General features: G+C 47.7%; 17 protein-coding genes. 12 read left to right on the forward strand and 5 right to left on the reverse strand.

The window, feature by feature from the left end:
• Window positions 1–245 precede the first annotated feature (245 nt).
• The gene (locus FD28_RS11430; RefSeq protein ID WP_057735173.1) at window positions 246–1130 is read right to left on the reverse strand and encodes a hypothetical protein; all 885 of its coding nucleotides are present in this window, start codon (window positions 1128–1130) and stop codon (window positions 246–248) included.
• A 217-nt stretch (window positions 1131–1347) separates the two neighbouring features.
• On the opposite strand from FD28_RS11430, the gene FD28_RS11435 reads away from it, so the two are divergent.
• The 6 genes from FD28_RS11435 (at window position 1348) to FD28_RS13580 (ending at window position 7214) form a co-directional block, all read left to right on the forward strand.
• The gene (locus FD28_RS11435) at window positions 1348–1773 is read left to right on the forward strand and encodes a universal stress protein (protein WP_057735174.1); all 426 of its coding nucleotides are present in this window, start codon (window positions 1348–1350) and stop codon (window positions 1771–1773) included.
• Window positions 1774–2823: 1050 nt separating this feature from the next.
• Window positions 2824–3942 carry a YibE/F family protein gene (locus tag FD28_RS11445; RefSeq protein ID WP_057735176.1) on the forward strand — a complete coding sequence of 373 codons (1119 nt, stop codon included), beginning with the start codon at window positions 2824–2826 and terminating at the stop codon, window positions 3940–3942.
• Complete coding sequence (locus tag FD28_RS11450; protein WP_057735177.1) at window positions 3939–4724, forward strand: YibE/F family protein; 786 nt, start codon at window positions 3939–3941, stop codon at window positions 4722–4724. The genes FD28_RS11445 and FD28_RS11450 overlap by 4 nt, the downstream gene beginning before the upstream one ends.
• A 1041-nt stretch (window positions 4725–5765) precedes the next feature.
• Window positions 5766–5951 (forward strand): hypothetical protein, encoded by a 186-nt coding sequence (locus tag FD28_RS11455; RefSeq protein ID WP_057735178.1) that lies wholly within the window; start codon window positions 5766–5768, stop codon window positions 5949–5951.
• An 89-nt stretch (window positions 5952–6040) separates the two neighbouring features.
• Complete coding sequence (locus tag FD28_RS11460; RefSeq protein WP_157059891.1) at window positions 6041–6781, forward strand: hypothetical protein; 741 nt, start codon at window positions 6041–6043, stop codon at window positions 6779–6781.
• 22 nt (window positions 6782–6803) lie between these two features.
• The gene (locus FD28_RS13580) at window positions 6804–7214 is read left to right on the forward strand and encodes a thioredoxin family protein (RefSeq protein WP_057735180.1); all 411 of its coding nucleotides are present in this window, start codon (window positions 6804–6806) and stop codon (window positions 7212–7214) included.
• A gap of 548 nt (window positions 7215–7762) precedes the next feature.
• Here the strand turns inward: FD28_RS13580 and FD28_RS11470 are convergent.
• On the reverse strand, window positions 7763–8638 hold the full coding sequence (locus tag FD28_RS11470) for a LysR family transcriptional regulator (RefSeq protein WP_057735181.1): 876 nt from the start codon (window positions 8636–8638) through the stop codon (window positions 7763–7765).
• 303 nt (window positions 8639–8941) lie between these two features.
• Here FD28_RS11470 and FD28_RS11475 point away from each other — a divergent pair, with 303 nt between their 5' ends.
• Both FD28_RS11475 and FD28_RS11480 read left to right on the forward strand, forming a co-directional pair.
• Window positions 8942–9811: an aldo/keto reductase gene (locus tag FD28_RS11475; RefSeq protein WP_057735182.1), complete on the forward strand. Its 870-nt coding sequence runs from the start codon at window positions 8942–8944 to the stop codon at window positions 9809–9811.
• Window positions 9812–9818: 7 nt separating this feature from the next.
• Entirely contained in the window at window positions 9819–10676 is an 858-nt protein-coding gene (locus FD28_RS11480) for an aldo/keto reductase (protein ID WP_057735183.1), read from the forward strand.
• 229 nt (window positions 10677–10905) lie between these two features.
• On the opposite strand, the gene FD28_RS11485 is transcribed toward FD28_RS11480, so the two are convergent.
• Both FD28_RS11485 and FD28_RS11490 read right to left on the reverse strand, forming a co-directional pair.
• Window positions 10906–11988, reverse strand: a complete 1083-nt coding sequence (locus tag FD28_RS11485; protein WP_057735274.1) for a peptidoglycan recognition protein family protein — start codon at window positions 11986–11988, stop codon at window positions 10906–10908.
• 230 nt (window positions 11989–12218) lie between these two features.
• Window positions 12219–12722: a Fur family transcriptional regulator gene (locus tag FD28_RS11490; protein ID WP_057735184.1), complete on the reverse strand. Its 504-nt coding sequence runs from the start codon at window positions 12720–12722 to the stop codon at window positions 12219–12221.
• 431 nt (window positions 12723–13153) lie between these two features.
• Between FD28_RS11490 and FD28_RS11495 the strand changes: the two genes are divergently transcribed.
• The 3 genes from FD28_RS11495 (at window position 13154) to FD28_RS11505 (ending at window position 16240) form a co-directional block, all read left to right on the forward strand.
• Window positions 13154–13840, forward strand: a complete 687-nt coding sequence (locus FD28_RS11495) for a VIT1/CCC1 transporter family protein (protein ID WP_057735185.1) — start codon at window positions 13154–13156, stop codon at window positions 13838–13840.
• Between the two features lie 15 nt (window positions 13841–13855).
• A complete protein-coding gene (locus FD28_RS11500; protein ID WP_057735186.1) occupies window positions 13856–14563 on the forward strand; it encodes a VIT1/CCC1 transporter family protein in 708 nt (235 codons plus the stop codon).
• Window positions 14564–14659: 96 nt separating this feature from the next.
• On the forward strand, window positions 14660–16240 hold the full coding sequence (locus FD28_RS11505) for an APC family permease (RefSeq protein ID WP_057735275.1): 1581 nt from the start codon (window positions 14660–14662) through the stop codon (window positions 16238–16240).
• A gap of 153 nt (window positions 16241–16393) precedes the next feature.
• Here the strand turns inward: FD28_RS11505 and FD28_RS11510 are convergent, their stop codons facing one another.
• Complete coding sequence (locus FD28_RS11510; protein WP_057735187.1) at window positions 16394–16849, reverse strand: GNAT family N-acetyltransferase; 456 nt, start codon at window positions 16847–16849, stop codon at window positions 16394–16396.
• Window positions 16850–16989: 140 nt separating this feature from the next.
• On the opposite strand from FD28_RS11510, the gene FD28_RS11515 reads away from it, so the two are divergent.
• Complete coding sequence (locus tag FD28_RS11515; RefSeq protein ID WP_057735188.1) at window positions 16990–18033, forward strand: lactonase family protein; 1044 nt, start codon at window positions 16990–16992, stop codon at window positions 18031–18033.
• The last annotated feature ends 424 nt before the right edge of the window (window positions 18034–18457 follow it).

Here is an 18457-nt window from a genome sequence, read left to right on the forward strand (position 1 = left end):
CGATCTTTGCTGGGCTTCAAACCGAGCCGGAGGACCGCTCCTCAGGCCGCAGGCGGTCCCCACAGCAGCCGGAATTTCTGGCAGCCGCAGGTGACGGTTGATCATTAATTTAATGTCCCGAATCCTGGTTAACTGGATTTTTTCGTCCGTCTAATTGGATTGCAGCCCAAATTTGGCGAACGGCAAGGCGGCAAGGCAATGTTGGCAACAAAAAAAGACGCGGCCATGCCGCGTCTTTGCTGGAATTACTTGGTCATGTAGATGTAGAGGTGATCCGTTGAGAAACCGGTGTTGAAGCGGATACCGTTGGATTCGATGGTCTTAGTGGTTGTCGATGAACTATTCTTCTTGGCATCCTTCAGAACCTTTTCGAACTTGTTAATCACGTACTTAGGTTTTGCCTTTAAGGTAGTCCCCAACAGGGCAAAGGTCGTGCCGAACTTCTTTTGCCCCGTCTTGGTCTTCATCTGCTTGGTAGGGGTGATCATGGCGATCCCCATGAGCTTGCCATCCTGAACGTTTGCCCGAACCGTGGTGTACTTGGTGTCCGTCAGGTTCTTGACCCCATCCTTGGTTGTGGTGGGGAGCAGGCTGTCCTTGGCTTTCTTCTTAGCCGTGGCCATCTGTGCTTGGAGCTGCTTAGCGGCGGCCTGTTGTTGCTGAATGGCTGCGGCAGCGGCAACTGGGTCGGTCTTAGCGAGAGCGGTCAGTTTTTTCTTGGTTGCCGCTTGCGTCTTTTGCGCTGTTTGAAGTTGTTTTTGCACCTTAGCGGGAAGGTAAGTGCCAATCACCATTTGGTTGTATTTGGCAGCGAGGGTCTTGTAGTTGCCCAGGGCCTTGACCTTTTTGACGGTGATGGTCTTCTTAGCGCTGCCGGCGGTAATCTTAACGGTCTGGTCCTTCGTTGCGGCCGGAACCTGGAAGAAATAGGCACCACCCTTGACCTTAACCGATTGCTTCTTACCATTATCAATTTGGTAGCTAACGCGTTTGGCGCTGGCGTTCCCCTTGACGACAGCCGTCAGGGCAGTTGGGCGATAGCTGTTCTTTTTGGTGGTGAGCTGGTTATTCGAGCAGCCAGCTAGGGTTAGTGCAAGTAATCCCAGGGCGCCCAGCAAAAACTTTTTCATTATATTTGTAACCATCCTTCTAATTCAGTCATTTGATTTATCTTACCACAATCGGGAAATAATGCGAGAATGAGAATCGCCTAAACATTTGCCCAGAACCCTAAAAATCTCGTGAAAATTTGTGCATTGGGCTTTCAACCAGCGCCATTTATTGCTATGATAAAGGTGTTGAAAGCGATACCACATTGATGGTTTAATATGGAAAGGACGGGATATGATGTATGAACGGATCTTAGTACCAATGGATGGGAGTAAGAATGCCCACAAAGCACTGGTGGAGGCAACCAAATTGGCCCAAAAGCTGGGATCAAAGCTGTTCATCGTTTCCGTCGCTAGTGATCAGACCTATGCCCACTACGGCGCGGAATTTGGCAGTGAAATTGTTACCCACTTCAAGGAAGCGGCTTCGAAGTTCTTGGATACCGCGGTTGAAGAGGTTAAGCAATCTGGTGTGCCGGTTGAAACGCGCTTCAAGACGGGGCTTCCCAAGCCAACCATTGCCGTTACGTTGCCCGAAGAGTTGAACACGGACTTGACGGTGATCGGTCGTTCTGGGGCCCACGGCTTAGGTCGGGCCATCATGGGATCTACCACGAGTTATGTGGTCCACAATTCTAAAACCAGCGTCTTAGTTGTTGATTAAGGTTAATTGGACGGGGCGGATGCCCGGTCCTTTTTTTTCGGTAACAGTTAGTCGTGACAAGGTTATTTGGTGTTGCGGGGGAATCCGGCAACACCATTTTTACGTTAAAAGGTCATTGATTGTCATGATTGGCTTATAAGGATGTGTTGAGGGTGGCACAACGTTTCCAGATCCTATTGTCACTTAACTTTTAAAGAGTTAAGCGGCTATCTACTGTTAGCCGGCCGTTTATAATTAAATGGCAAAGTATCGGCTTAGCGGGTGAGAGGAGTGAGAAAAATGACGTTCACTTTCAATAAACACTTTTATAAAACGCCGGGTTTTTGGCTTAACATCGGACTTATTGTCTTAATATTGTGGCCTGTACTTAAAGGTGAGGCTATACACGCAACAGTTTCAAATTGGCTTATTTTGGGTGTTGGGGTTCTCGGGACATTGAATAGTCTTAGAAAAACTAAAGATGAAAAGCTGAAGAAGTAAGCCATCATGTCTTGGTCAACGTGGCTAGTTGTTGTTAGATCAAGTCCCTATGCTGCTCGACTATCGGAGACGAGGTTAACTGCGGGTGGGCAGTGAGGCCTTATTTAGTGGCGCAAATCCTGATTAGTAAAAGTTACGGGATACGACAGAGGCAAAATGTTGAAAATCAGACCAAAATAAAACGCACCGACAAAAATTGTCAGTGCGTTTTATGGTATAGGCGTCAGATTTACTTTTTGTTCTTTAACCAACGTTGTAAATCTGAAATTTCGTCGCGCCGCTTCCGGTCCTTTTTACGGTTAACCTTCCGACGGCCTTGAACGCCATTTGGATGTGCTTTTCTCATTGTAAAAACCCTCGCTTAATTAAAATAACAATCGGCTACCATTCTATCGTTAATTTTCACAAAATGCAAGGGCTACCGGGGATTCTCTGGTGATTCACCCCCTAGTAGAGTTGCTAGAGCAACGATTGCTGTGATTTGGTTAAAATTTTTATTGGGGTGAAAGTGACCCCACGGAAAGTGGTATATTGGATGCAACGCGTCAAAGGTTAGAAGGGATCGGGAATATGCAAGGCTTACTTAAGAATAGAAGGGTGACACTAGGCCTGTGGCTCCTCGTCCTCGTGATCGGTGGCTTGCTGGTCTGGGGGACAGCGCATAATGCCGGCCTGTATCGGGATCCCATCATGCAAGTGACCCACGTGCAGACGGGAACGGCCACCAAAGAGGAAGATGACTTCCACAATGTAGACCGGCAAACCAAACAGGTTCTGCGCGGGCACATTTTAAATGGCAAGTACCGCGGGCAGAAGCTAACGGTCACCAATACTTACTCGCTATCGGGGGCGATGGATCAGCACTATCATAAGGGGAGTCAACTCTTTGTGGTCATCCATCAGCATCGGGCCAGTCAGCTGACGGCGACGGCCAAGGATGCCAAACGTGACACGCCACTGGTCTTCATGCTGTGGTTGGTCGTGGGGCTACTGCTACTGATTATGCAGTTTAGCGGCTTCATGGCGTTTCTCAGCGTGGCTCTCAATGGGGTGTTGTTCCTCATCGCCATTATCCTGAATGGGTCGACGCAGGGGGCCCGGGTGCTTTGGATTTTCGGCAGTCTGGCGGTGGTCTTTGCGACGCTGACCCTGTGGCTCGTGATTGGGGCCAACCGGCAGATGCTGATTACCTTGGTCACCACGCTGGGAGGGACGGCGTTATCGCTGATCGTGGCGCTGCTGGTCTTTCATTTTACCCATGAAAAGGGCATGTACTACGAATCCATGCAATACGTCACGCAGCTGCCACGACCGTTGTTCTTAGCGGAAACCCTGTTGGGATCACTGGGGGCGGTTATGGATGAATCCACCGATATCATCTCGTCACTATTTGCCCTAAAACGGGAACGACCGGAGCTTTCGGCACGTCAGGTGTTCAAGTCTGGGCGGCAGATTGGGAGTACCATCATGGGGCCCCTGATCAACGTGCTCTTCTTTATCTTCGTTGCGGACACCTTTCCTATGGCCATGCTCTATTTGAAAAATGGAAACAGTTGGGGCTATACCTTCTCGATGAATATGTCGATGGGGGTTGTCCAGAGCCTGATAAGTGGGATTGGGATCGTCTTAGCCGTCCCATTGGCAAGCTACCTGGCTAGTCGTTTCATGGTAAAGAAGGTGCGCGCATGAGTACAATTAATGTTTTAGGCCTGGTGCTTCTGATCTTGATGGTACTCGTAGGTGGCAAAGCGGGGTTACAGTCCTTTTTAGCGCTACTGCTGAATTTTGGACTGTTGTTCTTGGCCATCGTCTTGGTTGCCTTTCACTTTCCACCATTGCCGGTGACCCTCGTGGTCGGGCTGCTGGTGCTGGCGCTCACGATCTTTATGAGCAGTGGGGATGACCTCTCGAGCACCGTGGCCTTCTTGGCTTCGGCGGCGGTGCTGGTGATTTTGGTGCTCCTAATTGTACCGGTTGAGCACTGGGCATTAGTTCAGGGGTTCGGACCGGAGGATAGCGAGGATCTGGAGGGACTTTCCGTCCTGATCGGCATCAATTTTGTGCAGGTAACAACGGCCACGGCCATTCTGAGCACGCTAGGCGCCATTGCGGAGGCTGCTATGGCCATTGCGGCGGGACTCAGTGAAATCCTCGAGCAACACCCCCAAGTGACCACTAAGGCCCTGCTAGGGGACGGTATCACGGTGGGCAAGCAGATCATCGGGACCACCTTTAATACGCTGTTCTTTGGTTTCTTCGGTGGCTTTCTGGCGTTGTTCATCTGGTTTACCGGCGTGCACTATTCCTTTGGGGAAATTCTGAATGATAAAATCTTTGTGTCGGAGATCCTGATGATTCTCTTCGCGATGGTCAGTGTGATCCTGACCGTGCCAATTACGGCGTGGGTCATGACCCGTGCGGTCGCGGGGCAACGGCGCCGCGCCGCTAAGAGGAGTGGCGATGAAAAATAGGATTAGGATTGGACGAGGCCGGTGTCTGACCGGGCATCAGGTCTGAACCGATCGTTAAAAAAATGAAGCGACATGCCAACTAACCGTTCAGGCTAATTGGCATGTCGCTTTCTGATTACCAGAAGAATTCAAGTTAAAGGTTATCTGACAAACGCCGTCTAACCAGGGTTCTGAATATTAGCCGCGTCACCTGCGGCTGCCAGAGATTCCGGCTGCTGTGGGGACCGCCTGCGGCCTGAGAAGCGGTCCTCCGGCTCGGTTTGAAGCCTGGTAAAGTTCACCGGTCTCCAAACACGTCCCACGGTGTAAGCCGAAGATCATCGGCTTACACCGTCGTCACGGCTGCCTACATCTCTGGCCGCCTACGGTTATGCTCTGATATTTAACACTAATGTTGACTGAAGCATCGCTAGACTGGTAGTGTTCATCCCAAGCTGTGGAGCCGTGAGTGAGCCAAATTTGAACTCATCAGTGGGAGAAGAGGAGACTACGAGTTAAGACTTCTCTCCTCCCACTCACTGCGTCCTAGTTCAAATTTTATTGGTTGTCACCCTCTTTACATGATGGTACTGCCAATATCTGTATTATCGATTGCACTATCCAACTGATTATGATGCGATTTGGGAATATTCGCTATTGGTCATCTCATATTTCATTACGAAGACATATGAAAATGACATAAGAATTTTGAATTTATCCAATGAATATGTTGATTATTACGGTTGTTTAAGTCAACGAGCGTTTTAACCCTAGATTCTTAAAAACTGAGCAAGTGAAATGTGTTTGAATTTAACGTTTTGAGAAAAAATTCATATAAATTTCACAAAAAAAACATTTCTTTGAAACATTTATTGTATTTTGTCGATATTTTGTTCTATACTGTTATAAGTGATGTATCGCAACTAATAATCGTGTTGACTTAGAATAGACGCTATTTTATCAACGTATAAGATAATATTTAGATTTTGCAAACACAATATGTCAGTGTTTATCAGGAGTAAAAGCTTTTACTAATTTTTAACAAGTTAAGGAGGTGAGAAAATGTCTAATAATATAAAACTGATTGGGGTTGGTTCCCTCATTGTCTTTTCCACTTTAATGATGATCGTCGCAGCTAATTTTATTCCTCACTACAGTTTTATAATCTTTGTCGGAGGTGGTTTGTTTTTATTGATTGCAATAATCACAATTGGGATCAGCAGTCGTGATCACAAAAAAGGGGAATAATGATTAATGATGACATTTAAAAATCGGGGAAATTACTTAATATTGTTTTAGCCATATCTATTTTGGTGCTAGGGACTTTTATCGCTGCTTTGGGAAACGTCAAGGCAAGTGCGAATGAAACTAGCCAAGAAACTGCTGTAGGTGAAAATTTTGTCAATTCATTTAACGACAATAAATTTACTTTATCTGATTCTTCCATCACAGCCAAAGTGAATTCTTGGGAAAACGAGAATGCAACCACGCTAAAGGATGCACAGGATTACGCCAATACTCGTTCTGAGAATGTTTCAGTTTCAAAAGAGGCTACTGTTAAAACTTTAACTAACAAAAGTGGAGATACTTATTATGTTGCATATTACGATGTAACGGGCGCTAATATTAAAAAGGGGAGTTATCTATCCTTGTTTTATAAGACAAATGGACAGTTAACTAATACATCAATGGTTATGGGGGTATCTTCAAGCGTAGGAGTAAACGCTTATATTTACGGTAATGGAAAGCAAACTTTTGCCGCTACGCTTGATGAAGATGGGAATGTTCTCTCGAGCAGTACCAACTCTTCAACAAATTTTGCTGCAAAAAAAGGCAATGGGATGCGCTTAATGGCAGCTGCTAAGAAAAAGAAGAAGAAAACCAAAAAATCTTGGATGTCTTGCATGGGTAAATGTTTAAGCGGTATGGGAGTTCCGACTTGGATACTCGGTGCAGTTGGTGCTGGCTGTGCGATCGTTTGCATTGGTACTGCAGGAACTGGATGTGCTGCCTGTGTTTCGGCGGTAGGTGCTGGCTATGGTACTGAAGTTTTCCATTGTGCGCATTACAAATGCTAAATGTAAATCGGGGGCTTATTGAGTGAAGAGAAGTAGCATCTTATTAATTGTAGTTCTAATCCTAGTTTTAGGTTCGGGAATATTTGTTTACCACCGGAAAACTGCTGATCCCTTAACTAAGATTAATACAGTTCAGTTAAGTCGTATAGTTACAAATAAAAAAGAAACACTGGTATATATCGGACGTCCTAATTGTCCTGCTTGTGAGGTCTTCAACTCTAGACTTGTTACCCAAATGAAGAATAATATTTTTAGACCAAAAGTTTACTACTACAATACAAATGCCAATCGGAATGATAAGCGATTTACATCGACACTCAAAAAGTTAAATATTACGTCCGTACCCGACTTTTTGGTTATTAAGAATGGCAAGGTAGTTAAAACATACACTGGGCTTGATGAATTTCGAAAAGTGAAATCATTATTAGAATAATTGGCGATTGGCTAGAGACTTTACTATTCATGGGCTCTTGAATTGAAATCTAAATTAGAAGAACACTTAAGATCGCAATTTTGGGATCTTAGGTGTTCTTCTATAATTCTCATCTAAGATTAGATAATCGGAACCACTTTGCACAATCTATGATTCTCTATTTAAGTACTTTTTTGTCAAAAAGCGTCTACTGTCCTTGATTAGGCTAACTTAGTTATTGAAGAACCCATTGAGTAAGTATCATTTAACGATGATGGAACTGTTGATGCCACTAAGTCACCAAATTTTGCATTGAGATTACCTTTAATACGTTATTCTTTGGCTCCTTGGGGCGGGTCAACGGCGCCGTGCCACTAAAAGTAGTCACGATGAAAAACAAGATTAGGATTGGGCGGGGCCGGTGCCTGACGGGGCATTGGTTCTGGACCGGTCGATAAAAATAAAGCGACATGCCAACTAACCGTTCGGGCTAATTGGCATGTCGCTTTCTATATTCTGAAAAAGCCGTTTTTTAGCCAATATGGCCCACTTGCGTTGATGACGATTAACTATTTCGGCCATACGGCTATTAATTGTGAAATGATCGGTTGAACCCGGTTCCTTTCGGTATGCCGGTACAGGGCATAGATGGGCATCTGCCCCGCAGAATCACTAATGGGGAGACAGACACGACTATCGTTAGCTGTGTCTTGTTGGGGAAGCGTTTCATCGAAGCCGGAAATGTTAGTGCTGAAATAAGGGAAGTCAGCATATTTGGTGATTTCAGTCAGTGCGGTGCGTTGTTCCTGATAGAAAAAATTAGCATTGGGAATGTTCGCTTGAATGATCTTACGCCATGGACCAATATCATTAAGAACGACGAAGCTGAGGCCTTTGAGTTCCGCAAAAGTGATGGTTGTCTGATTGGCCTGAAACATGAACTGGTTAAGATTTACAGCCAAACGTTCAGTGCCAATGTATTGGGAGTCAATCGTCTCGGTACTTAAGGGGTGATTGGAAAAGACAAGCGAATAGTCATTAGCCTTCAGGCCGGTGATGAGTTGAGATTCAGGCACAGACTGGGGTGGTAATCGTGTATTAGTGGGAAGCTGAGAGTGGATGTTACGTAAAACGATCAAGGGCCCGGGAATACTAGTGGCGAGGGTACAGATATACTGGCTACGTTCAAAGTTGCGGACACGTTCCACAGCTTGCTGGGTCGCGGTTAATAAGGCTGCTGCCTCTTTGACCGCCAGCTGTCCTGTCGGGGTCAGAGATAAATGGTTAGGTTGGCGAACAAAGAGTTGGACATCCCAGTCGGCTTCTAACTTCTGCATGCCACGGGTAATCGTTGGCTGGGTCACGTTGAGGGCCGCCGCCGTTTTGGCTAGGGTACCGGTCTGTGCAAAGGTGACCAGTTCTTCTAGTAAATAATTTTCAATCATAAGTTTCCTCCTAGGGAAATGACGAGCCAAGCTTACCTTTTAGTGGGTACTGTACTTTAAAGTGGTCTCTTGTTAGAAGTATTTCTGAACTGTATACCGTAATAGGCATCAAGCCAGTAATCGTGGATTATGGAGAAAGATGGGCGTTAAGCTTGCGGTCGGTTGACGTGATTGGTCAGGACTAAAGGTAACCAGCCTCAGTATACGCTATTCGTATACTAGCATGAGTAAGTAGTAATTTTCAAACGATTGGTTTGGGACTAAAGTGAACTTATTCAAAAGATGAAAGGAAGTATCACGACTATGACGATTGTCCCAACAGTTAAATTGAATGACGGTGTAGAGATGCCACAATTAGGCTTTGGTGTTTTTCAGGTGCCTGATTTGGCACAATGTGAAGATGCCGTGAGTTCAGCTCTGGAAGCTGGTTATCGGTTGCTGGACACCGCAACGGCCTACCGTAATGAGGAGGCTGTCGGTCGAGCCATCAAGAAGAGTAGCGTTTCTCGAGATGACCTCTTTGTCACCTCTAAGCTATGGGTATCCGATTTTACTTATGATCGGGCGAAACAGGGAATTGACGCCTCATTGCGTCGTTTAAACCTGGATTACCTTGATCTATACCTGTTACATCAGCCTTATGGGGACACAATGGGGGCCTGGCGTGCGCTTGAAGAGGCACAGCAGGCCGGTAAAATTCGGTCAATCGGGGTCTCCAACTTCTATGCAGACCAACTAAAAAATCTAGAATTAACGATGAATGTGACCCCGGCTGTTAACCAGATTGAAGTCAATCCGTGGTATCAACAGCCCGCGGAAGTTCAGTTTAACCAGACTGAGAATGTTCGGGTCGAGGCCTGGGCCCCGTTTGCTGAGGGAAAGCACGGGATCTTCACGAATGAGACGATTCAGGCCATCGCGCAGTCTCATGGCAAAACGGTGGGGCAAGTCATTCTTCGTTGGCTGTTGCAACGGGGAATCACGGTCATTCCCAAGTCCGTTCACCGTGAACGGATGGTGGAGAACCTAAACGTCTTTGATTTTGAGTTGACGGCTGATGAGCTAGCCGTGATGGCCGGTTTAGACCGTCAGGAGAGTCAGTTCTTTGACCACCGTGATCCGCAGACAATTGAACAAATTTTTGGCTCTAGCTTAAGACAATTAAAGGAGTAATCGCAAGATGACACCAACAATTAATTTAAATGATGGCAACAAAATCCCAGCAATTGGGTTTGGTACTTTTCAAATTCCCAACGATGGTTCAACTTATGCGGCAGTGACTGAGGCATTAAAGGCGGGGTATCGACACATTGATACGGCCGTTGCTTACTTCAATGAAGCCGAGGTTGGTCGTGCCATCAAGGACAGTGGGATTCCGCGTGATCAAATCTGGGTAACCAGTAAGCTTTGGCTACAAGATTTCGGTTACGATCCGGCGAAGCGGGCAATTGACTTATCGCTGCGGAAGACGGGCTTAGATTACTTGGATCTTTACCTAATTCACCAACCCTATGGGGATGTTCCGGGGGCTTGGCGCGCGATGGAGGAAGCACAACGGGATGGCAAGCTGAAATCTATTGGCGTTTCCAACATGACCCCTAAAATTTGGCAAAGCTTCGTGCCCCAATTTAAGGTCATGCCCGCTGTTAACCAAGTTGAATTTAATCCGTACTTCCAGCAAAAGGAAATTCGGAAAATTATGGCGGCGGATGACGTTAGGTTAGAAGCCTGGGCCCCACTAGGACAAGGGGACCAAACGCTGATGAATGATCCGGTTATTGCTAAAATAGCTGCAGCACACCATAAGAATGCTGGTCAAATTATTTTGCGGTTTGAAAACCAACTGGGTGTGATTGTATTTCCAAAATCCGTTCATGCTGAACGAATCAAAAGTAATTTAAATATCTTTGACTTCACGTTGAATCCTGAAGAAATGGCCCAAATGGCGGCTTTGGATAAAGGAAAAGGTAAACATGATCCGGATGCTCCGGGTGTCGTGGAGATGTTAAGTGCTTATGATGTTCACGCGAATGATTAAGCGCGTGAAGTGTTGGAAAAATGGTCGAATGAGGATCTAGACGCCTTCTGTTCCACGTTTCGGTGCCACAATGGCAAAAATAAAAACGACTCTTTCAGAGAGATTCTGAAAGGGTCGTTTTGAGTTATGTCCCAATCCCTTTGAATATAGAAATGGGATGTGAGACCTGAAAATTATGCGTAAAAAAACGCGGTGGGGATAGAATCCCAACCGCGTTCGATTTTAAAATTTAGTTGCTACTAGAACTTGCGCTGACGCTGGAGTCGCTAGCAGATGATGACGATGATGATGCGGCGTTGGAACTTGCGCTGGCACTCGTAGCCGTTGCGGTCGTTTCCGTTGGCACATCCTTAACGCCGGTCAGATTACCGGAGTAAACCCAGTAACGGGTCTTGCTCGTGGTGTTCTTAGAAGTCTTGATCCGGTACCAAGTGGTGCCAGAGCTCTTCTTGGCCACCATGTCGATGTAGTAGGTCTTCCCAACCTTAGGGGAGATCTTTGACCAACTTTGGCGACTGGCGTTCTTGTTGGCGCCCTTAACGTGGTTGTACAGGTAGTACTTGGTGTACTTGCTGCTCAACTTAGCTTGCTTATCAACGGACGTGTAAGTGGCATTAACTAACTTGGTGTGCTTAACGTTCATCCCATTGTAGTACTTCTTAACCATCTGGTAGAAGGCAGCCATGGTGTATTTCTGACCAAAGTACTTCTTACCGGTGGCAGAGTAGTAACCAACTGGGTCGGTATGCGACGAACCACCGAGATGGGAGGCCACGGAACCGTGGGACCAAACCGTTCCCTTACCGTCGTAGGCGGCATCGTTAGGCTTCAAGTTGTACTTGTTCAGCAGGTAAGCCGTGTACCAAGCCGCGTTAGCAACTTCGTGGGCAAAGGCAGACTTGCTGTGGACTTCAACCTGTTCGAACTGAACAAAACGGGCATTTCCAGGGAAGCCAACTCCCCAAGCCAGGTAATCGGTATTGGCAATGTTGATAATCCGGGAACCATCAACGAAACTGTGAACGAAGGCGTTGTTGTAATTACGCTTCATATAGGCAATTTCATTGTAGATCGTTGAAGATGGATTAGCCGTTTCGTGAATGACAACCCCTTCAGGCTTGGCCTTACCATGACGATATTTGTTCTTTGGAAAACCATTCCAAATGGATTTGGTCACCTTAGCAGGCTTAATATTTTTGTTACTAATATAATCGTTCACTTTGGAGCTCGCGTTAGCCGTGGTTGTGTTGCTGACACCGAGAATGCCCACAACGCCCAAGGCGGCCAGTGCGGTTAAAACTACTTTATGCATCTTCACCCTGATCATCCCTCAAATCTTTTTTATTCATGTGACGACCTGATGTGGTCGCTCAGTCGATATTCTTCGTTATCAACTATATACATTATCGGGGGCCGCGACAACCGTCGGACGGGGCTTCCCTTGTAATATTACGAGGTTAATAACGATGCTGACGGGATTTGTTCAGGGTGTTTTCAAATACATTAAAAGTTAACGACACCTGTAATGTGGCTGTAACATTGCTATGACAGCGGTTTCTGGCTGTCAGCGGCCCAATTTTGTCGGCGGGGATCGATGTGAAGCTTCTGCTGACATTCGGGACACAAGCCGTAGACTTCGACGTGATTGCTTGTGATGAGGTAGCCAGTCTGCGCCGCGGCCTCGTCGTTAAGACGCTGTTCGATCTGTGGAAAGTCCGGGGCAAAGACATCCGTAATCTTGCCACAGTTTTCGCAGATGACGTGGTAGTGGGGACGTCCATAGAAGTCATAGCGCAGGCCACCATTATCGTTTGGCAGTTCAATCACCACGCCCAGATCGACCAGTAGGTTCAGCGTGTTGTAGACCGTCGCCATACTGAGGTTCGGCAGCTGGCTAGCTAAGGCGTTAAAGATGGTGTCCACCGAGGGATGATTGTGATGCGTGACCAGATAGGTCAAAATAATCTGTCGCTGCGGGGTGACCCGCACGTGATGATCCTTCAAGGTCTGCAAGGCTTGCTTTAAAAGTTGTTGCTGATTTGCCATGATAATCCCTCCTTTTACGTGAGCGTTTTTTTACTTTCTTATTTGTAATCACTCTAGTTTGCCTCTATTAAACCACATTTTGGCAATACTTCCAGTTTTATGCCTCAACTTCGAATCCCAGTGTCCTGAATTGAAAGACTTGCAATTTTAGAGTTTACTTTTAGGGGAAGTCTGAGTACAATGGATTTGTTAGTAGATAATAATGATTCTAAATTAGATTAACAATTTTGCGTAGAATCACCGCGTAAACACATTTTAAAAGCATACCACATTTTGACAGCGGTTTGCTGGTAGTGGTTCAGTTTATCCTGAAATGTGGTGGCGAATCCGGGAAAAATTGCGAGTCGTATCATTATTTAGTTTGTGTCACCTAACTTTTATTTATAAGAGTGTTAAGATGAGAGATGGACATAATCTGGGGGTAGATATTGATGAAAAATGAGAAGAAAAAGGCAACGTTGGCGCAACGCATCAACGTGTTGCGGGCCAGCGTGATGGGGGCCAATGATGGCATCTTGTCCGTTGCTGGGATTGTTGTGGGGGTTGCCGGTGCGGCCACCAGTAGTTTTGCGATCTTTATTTCAGGGATCGCGGGGATGATTGCCGGCACGGTTTCCATGGCCATGGGCGAGTACGTCTCGGTGAATGCTGAGAAGGATGCGCAACGAAAGGCCATTGAGACCCAAACCGTTGCCTTGGATAATGATTATGAAGGGGAATTCACGTTTGTTCGTGATAAATACTTAGCTAGTGGGATTCGCCCAGAGTTGGCCGATCAAGCGGCCAAGGAAATGATGAGCGAGGATCCCTTGAAGACCACCGTTCGTGAACGGTTTGGTTTTAATGTTGGGGAATACACCAACCCTTATTCGGCGGCGATTGCGTCCATGATTTCCTTTCCTACCGGCTCAATCCTGCCGTTAGTGTCCATTACGTTGCTGCCCGAGCAGTGGCGGATTCTGGGGACCTTTATCGCCGTGATCATTGCGTTGTCGATCACGGGTTATGTGGCGGCAATGTTGGGAAACGCCAACCGCCGCAACGGGACGATGCGGAACGTCATTGCGGGAATCTTAACGATGCTGGTCACTTACGGCATTGGGAGTCTATTCGCCTAGAGGGGGGCCAATTCAATGGCAGCTAATGAAGAAGTACGAGTAAAAAAGCAAAAGAAACAACAAACGATGAGTGAAAAGTTAAATACGTTACGGGCCGGTGTACTGGGGTCTAACGATGGGATCTTAACCGTTGTTGGGGTGCTATTCAGTGTCGCGGCAGCTACGAACAATCAATTTACGATCTTTATTGCGGGGCTCTCGGACTTACTGGCGTGTGCCTTCTCTATGGCATCGGGGGAGTACGCTTCCGTCAGCACGCAGAAGGATACGGAACAAGCCGCCGTGGCTCAGGAAGCCGCGCTGTTAAAGAGCAATTATGCCGATCAAGAAGCCGCGGTTCAACGTTTTTACGAGGAACGGGGGGTCTCCGCTGACACGTCGCTGGCGATTGCTCAGGATTTGATGCACAAGGATGCTTTGGCAACCGTGGTGAATGTCAAGGAAGACATTCAGCTGGGACATTACATGAATCCCTGGAATGCGGCCTTTTCATCACTGATTGCGGCTTCGCTGGGAGGGGCCTTTCCACTGATTGCCATGAGTCTCTTCTCCACGGCTTGGCAGTGGCCAGCAACCATCATTTCAGTTTTATTATCCGTGACTTTAACCGGTTTTCTGAGTGCTAAATTAGGACACGGGTTAGTCCGCACAGCGATTATCAGAAACGTGATTGTGGGAATTATTACCATGCTGATTCACTATTACGTTGGGCAACTCTTCTAAGTGAAATATCGCTGCTTTCTTAGCACATTGCCAGATTCCTAGTGTACAATGGGCCAATATCTTTTTTGAAAGTGAGGAATTTGGTTGAAGCGCAAGATGAGTTTATTTTCTTTAGTCATGCTAACGCTGAGTGCCATCATCGGTTCAGGTTGGTTGTTTGGTGCGGGAATGGCCGCACAGATTGCCGGTCCAGCCGCTATCCTATCTTGGATTTTGGGGGCCGTGGTTATCGGCCTGATTGCATTGAATTATATTGAACTCGGGACGATGTTCCCAACCAGCGGGGGGATGAGCCAATACGCGGCCTTCTCCCATGGTCCCTTATTGGGATTCGTTGCGGGTTGGTCGAACTGGCTATCACTACTCACGATCATTCCGATCGAAGCGGTAGCGGCCGTCCAGTATATGAGTTCGTGGCCCTGGGCCTGGGCGAACTGGACCAGGGGCTTCCTGAAAAATGGGAATATTACCAATCAAGGATTGATGGTCGTCTTCCTGTTTATTTTGGCCTTTACGTTATTGAATTTTTGGTCGGTGAAGCTGTTGACGCGGTTTACCAGCTTCATTTCGATCTTTAAATTAGGAATTCCTACATTAACGATCATTGTTTTGTTGGCAACGGGATTTGAACCCGGGAACTTCGCTCATACCGCGGGCTTTATGCCCAGTGGGAGTGCGGCAATCTTTTCAGCCACCACGGCTGCCGGAATTATCTTCTCGTACAACGCCTTTCAAACGACGATTAACATGGGGAATGAGATTGACCATCCAGAGCGGAACATTCTCTGGGGAATCGTGATTGCCTTTGGGATTAGCACGGTGATCTACACCATGCTCCAGGTGGCCTTCATTGGGGCCGTGCCAGAGGCCAACTTGGCTCATGGGTGGCAGGGGGTTAACTTCCAGTCGCCATTTGCCGATATCGCGATCCTGCTGAACCTGGGCTGGCTGTCGACGCTACTGTACCTAGATGCTTTCGTCTCGCCGTTTGGCACGGGGGTCTCCTTCGTGGCAACCACCAGCCGTGCGCTGGCGGCCATGACCGGGACCAAGCACGTGCCGACGCGGTTGGGTGAAATCAACCGTAAGTACCAGACGCCGCGGCGGGCAATGGTCGTGGACATGTTGCTGGGGGTTCTACTGGTTGCGGGTTTCCGGAACTGGAGTGCCTTGTCCAACGTGATTTCCACGTCCACGCTAATTGCCTATCTGACCGGACCAGTCACGGTGACGGCCCTACGCCATCAGGGGCGGGATTTCATTCGGCCGTTCCGGCTGCATGGGATTCACCTGTGGGCGCCATTAGCCTATGTTTTGGCCAGTCTGGCTATTTACTGGGCGAAGTGGCCAACGACGGTGGAGGTCTTTGGTGTGATCGCCATGGGCTTACTGTGTTATGTGTATTACGAAATTCGTCAACCAGCGGGATGGCACGCTTTACGGGCCAGTCTTAAGGGAAGTCGCTGGTTGTTAGCCGAAATGATTTGGTTAACCGTGATGTCTTATGCGGGGAGCCATGAGTTTGGCGGGGTGGGCCAAATTGCCTATCCGCTGGACTTCCTAGTGGTGGCACTGGGCAGCTTGGCTTGTTACTATCTCGGGGTTCATGATGCTTATCGGAGTGAGTCTTTCGACATTGCGCGCGAGTTAAATCAGCGCGTGACGGAAGCGGATTAAGGGGAATGTTCAGCGGTGCCGCTACAACGCTTAGTAAGGGACCCATTCGGTTGGGGCTAAGAGTTGAAAGGGTGGCTCAGAGTTGAACGTTCAAAAAATGTATAAAAATGCCTTTAGATCAGCCATAAGTGGTGGTCTAAAGGCATTTTGTGTCTATTGGTGTAAGCGCCAGGTCCAGTCCTTGCCGGTACTGTCGGCGGTAAAGCCCGCAGCCGCGAGAACGGTCTCGTCCAGGTGTGCGGACGGTGTTAGTTTGAGTTCAGTGAGTTGCAATTCATCGCGGCCAAAATTAACCAGTCGGTCAACGATCTCTTGTTGTTCGCTGATCGGTAGGCGTTTGCCAGCCAAACCGGCGTGCCCCGTGTGGGCGGGAAGATCCAGTTCGAGAAAACCACCCCAGCCCACGAGCTTGTGGGTCTGGCGCCGTTCGATGCCCCAAGTCAGGGTTGCGCGTTTCATGGTGGACCGCATGGTATTATTGATCCAGTCGGCCGTTTCTGCCAGATCGCGGTTGGTGAGTTCTGCAACATTCTTTAATTTAAAGCGGGTAAGCCAGTCGAACCGAAATTTCGGTGTTAGCAACGGGTGGTAACCCTCAAAGCTTGACATGTACGGTGATTCCTTTCCTAAAACGGTTTATCCCTATTGTACCGGTAAATCCACTTGGTTACCAGTGACTTCATAGGTGTTGTTGGCTGAGCTGTGCTATACTTGAAATAGATATTGGTAAGTTGAAAGGGGTAGCACATATGACGGAAGATTTTTATATTGGGACTTACACCAAGCGCATTAGTCGCGGTATTTACCGGGTGAGTCTGGACACGAAGACGCCTAAGTTGATGGATTGCGAATGGCTAGCGTCTGCAGGGAGTCCAACTTACATTGCAAAAGCCGCTGCAAAACGCCTGTACGTCATCAACAAGAAGGAAACGGATGGCCAAACCCAGGGTGGTTTGATTATCTATGATGTTTCTGAAGACAAGCCACGGGCCATCCAACAAGTGCTGGAACACGGTGCTTCGCCGGCTTACGTTGCGGTTGATGAAGCTCGGCAATTGGTCTACACGGCCAACTACCACAAGGGCTTGGTCGACGTCTATGCTATCGCTGACGACGGAACCCTGACGGAAACGGATGAAATTCATGATGACGATCCAGTTGGGCCAGCGCCGGAACAGGCCGATGGTGCTCACCCACATTTCACGGATTTGACACCGGACAACCGGTTAGTCGTCTGCGATTTGGGGACGGATAAGGTGTACATCTATGACGTCTCCGCCGCCGGAAAGTTAACGGCGGTCAGCCACGTCGATTTGCCAGCTGGCTATGGCCCACGGCACATCGTCTTTGACGAGAAGAAGAGCGCGGCTTACTTGGTCGGCGAGCTCAGCAGCAATGTGGCAACGTTGGCTTACGATGCCGCTGCGGGTAAGTTGACGGTCAAGCAAATCAGCCACACGATTCCCGATGACTGGACGGCCCACAACGGGTCTGCCGCTATTCGGTTGAGTCATGATGGCCGCTTCGTCTACGTGTCTAACCGGGGTCACAACTCGATCACGGTCTTTGCTGCGGATGATGAAGGCAAGTTGACCACGGTTCAACGGATCTCCACGGAAGGTGACTTCCCACGGGACTTCAACTTGAACTCGGACGAAAGCTTATTAATTGTCGTCAACCAAAACTCGGACAACGCCACACTATACACGCGTGACGCCGACAGTGGTAAGTTGACTATGGTTCAAAAGGACTTCATGGTACCAGAGGGTGTTTGCGTGGTACCGGTTAAGTAATAAAGAGTGCGCCAAGGGGCGGTTAGTCAGTGAGCATTAACGTTATTAAGGTAAAAATCCCGGGTTTGGATTATTACCTTAATGGCGTTAAGCGGAACTGGCTGCCCCTTGGCGCACGTTTCGTCTATATAAGATTAGAGCAACTACCTCTGAGCATTAACGTCATAAGGAGAAAAATCCCGGGTTTGGATTATTCTCCTTATGGGGTTAAGCGCAGGGATCTGCCTTCTGTCCCACGTTTTGTCTATATAAGATTAGAGTGACTATCTGTGAGCATTAACGTTATTAAGGTAAAAATCCCGGGTTTGGATTGTTACCTTAATGGCGTTAAGCGGAACTGGCTGCCCCTTGGCGCACGTTTCGTCTATATAGAATTAGAGCGACTATCCCTGTAAAAGTATCCAGGACAATCAAAAAAAGTGAG

It is taken from the genome of Levilactobacillus hammesii DSM 16381 (genome assembly GCF_001434395.1).
Taxonomy (GTDB): Bacteria; Bacillota; Bacilli; order Lactobacillales; family Lactobacillaceae; genus Levilactobacillus; species Levilactobacillus hammesii.

What these genes read in the sequence shown, in the direction of transcription:
- FD28_RS11430 (WP_057735173.1), bottom strand. Translation starts at nt 1,130, where the DNA reads ATGAAAAAGTTTTTGCTGGGCGCCCTGGGATTACTTGCACTAACCCTA.
- FD28_RS11435 (WP_057735174.1), top strand. Translation starts at nt 1,348, where the DNA reads ATGTATGAACGGATCTTAGTACCAATGGATGGGAGTAAGAATGCCCAC.
- FD28_RS11445 (WP_057735176.1), top strand. Translation starts at nt 2,824, where the DNA reads ATGCAAGGCTTACTTAAGAATAGAAGGGTGACACTAGGCCTGTGGCTC.
- FD28_RS11450 (WP_057735177.1), top strand. Translation starts at nt 3,939, where the DNA reads ATGAGTACAATTAATGTTTTAGGCCTGGTGCTTCTGATCTTGATGGTA.
- FD28_RS11455 (WP_057735178.1), top strand. Translation starts at nt 5,766, where the DNA reads ATGTCTAATAATATAAAACTGATTGGGGTTGGTTCCCTCATTGTCTTT.
- FD28_RS11470 (WP_057735181.1), bottom strand. Translation starts at nt 8,638, where the DNA reads ATGATTGAAAATTATTTACTAGAAGAACTGGTCACCTTTGCACAGACC.
- FD28_RS11475 (WP_057735182.1), top strand. Translation starts at nt 8,942, where the DNA reads ATGACGATTGTCCCAACAGTTAAATTGAATGACGGTGTAGAGATGCCA.
- FD28_RS11480 (WP_057735183.1), top strand. Translation starts at nt 9,819, where the DNA reads ATGACACCAACAATTAATTTAAATGATGGCAACAAAATCCCAGCAATT.
- FD28_RS11485 (WP_057735274.1), bottom strand. Translation starts at nt 11,988, where the DNA reads ATGCATAAAGTAGTTTTAACCGCACTGGCCGCCTTGGGCGTTGTGGGC.
- FD28_RS11490 (WP_057735184.1), bottom strand. Translation starts at nt 12,722, where the DNA reads ATGGCAAATCAGCAACAACTTTTAAAGCAAGCCTTGCAGACCTTGAAG.
- FD28_RS11495 (WP_057735185.1), top strand. Translation starts at nt 13,154, where the DNA reads ATGAAAAATGAGAAGAAAAAGGCAACGTTGGCGCAACGCATCAACGTG.
- FD28_RS11500 (WP_057735186.1), top strand. Translation starts at nt 13,856, where the DNA reads ATGGCAGCTAATGAAGAAGTACGAGTAAAAAAGCAAAAGAAACAACAA.
- FD28_RS11505 (WP_057735275.1), top strand. Translation starts at nt 14,660, where the DNA reads ATGAGTTTATTTTCTTTAGTCATGCTAACGCTGAGTGCCATCATCGGT.
- FD28_RS11510 (WP_057735187.1), bottom strand. Translation starts at nt 16,849, where the DNA reads ATGTCAAGCTTTGAGGGTTACCACCCGTTGCTAACACCGAAATTTCGG.
- FD28_RS11515 (WP_057735188.1), top strand. Translation starts at nt 16,990, where the DNA reads ATGACGGAAGATTTTTATATTGGGACTTACACCAAGCGCATTAGTCGC.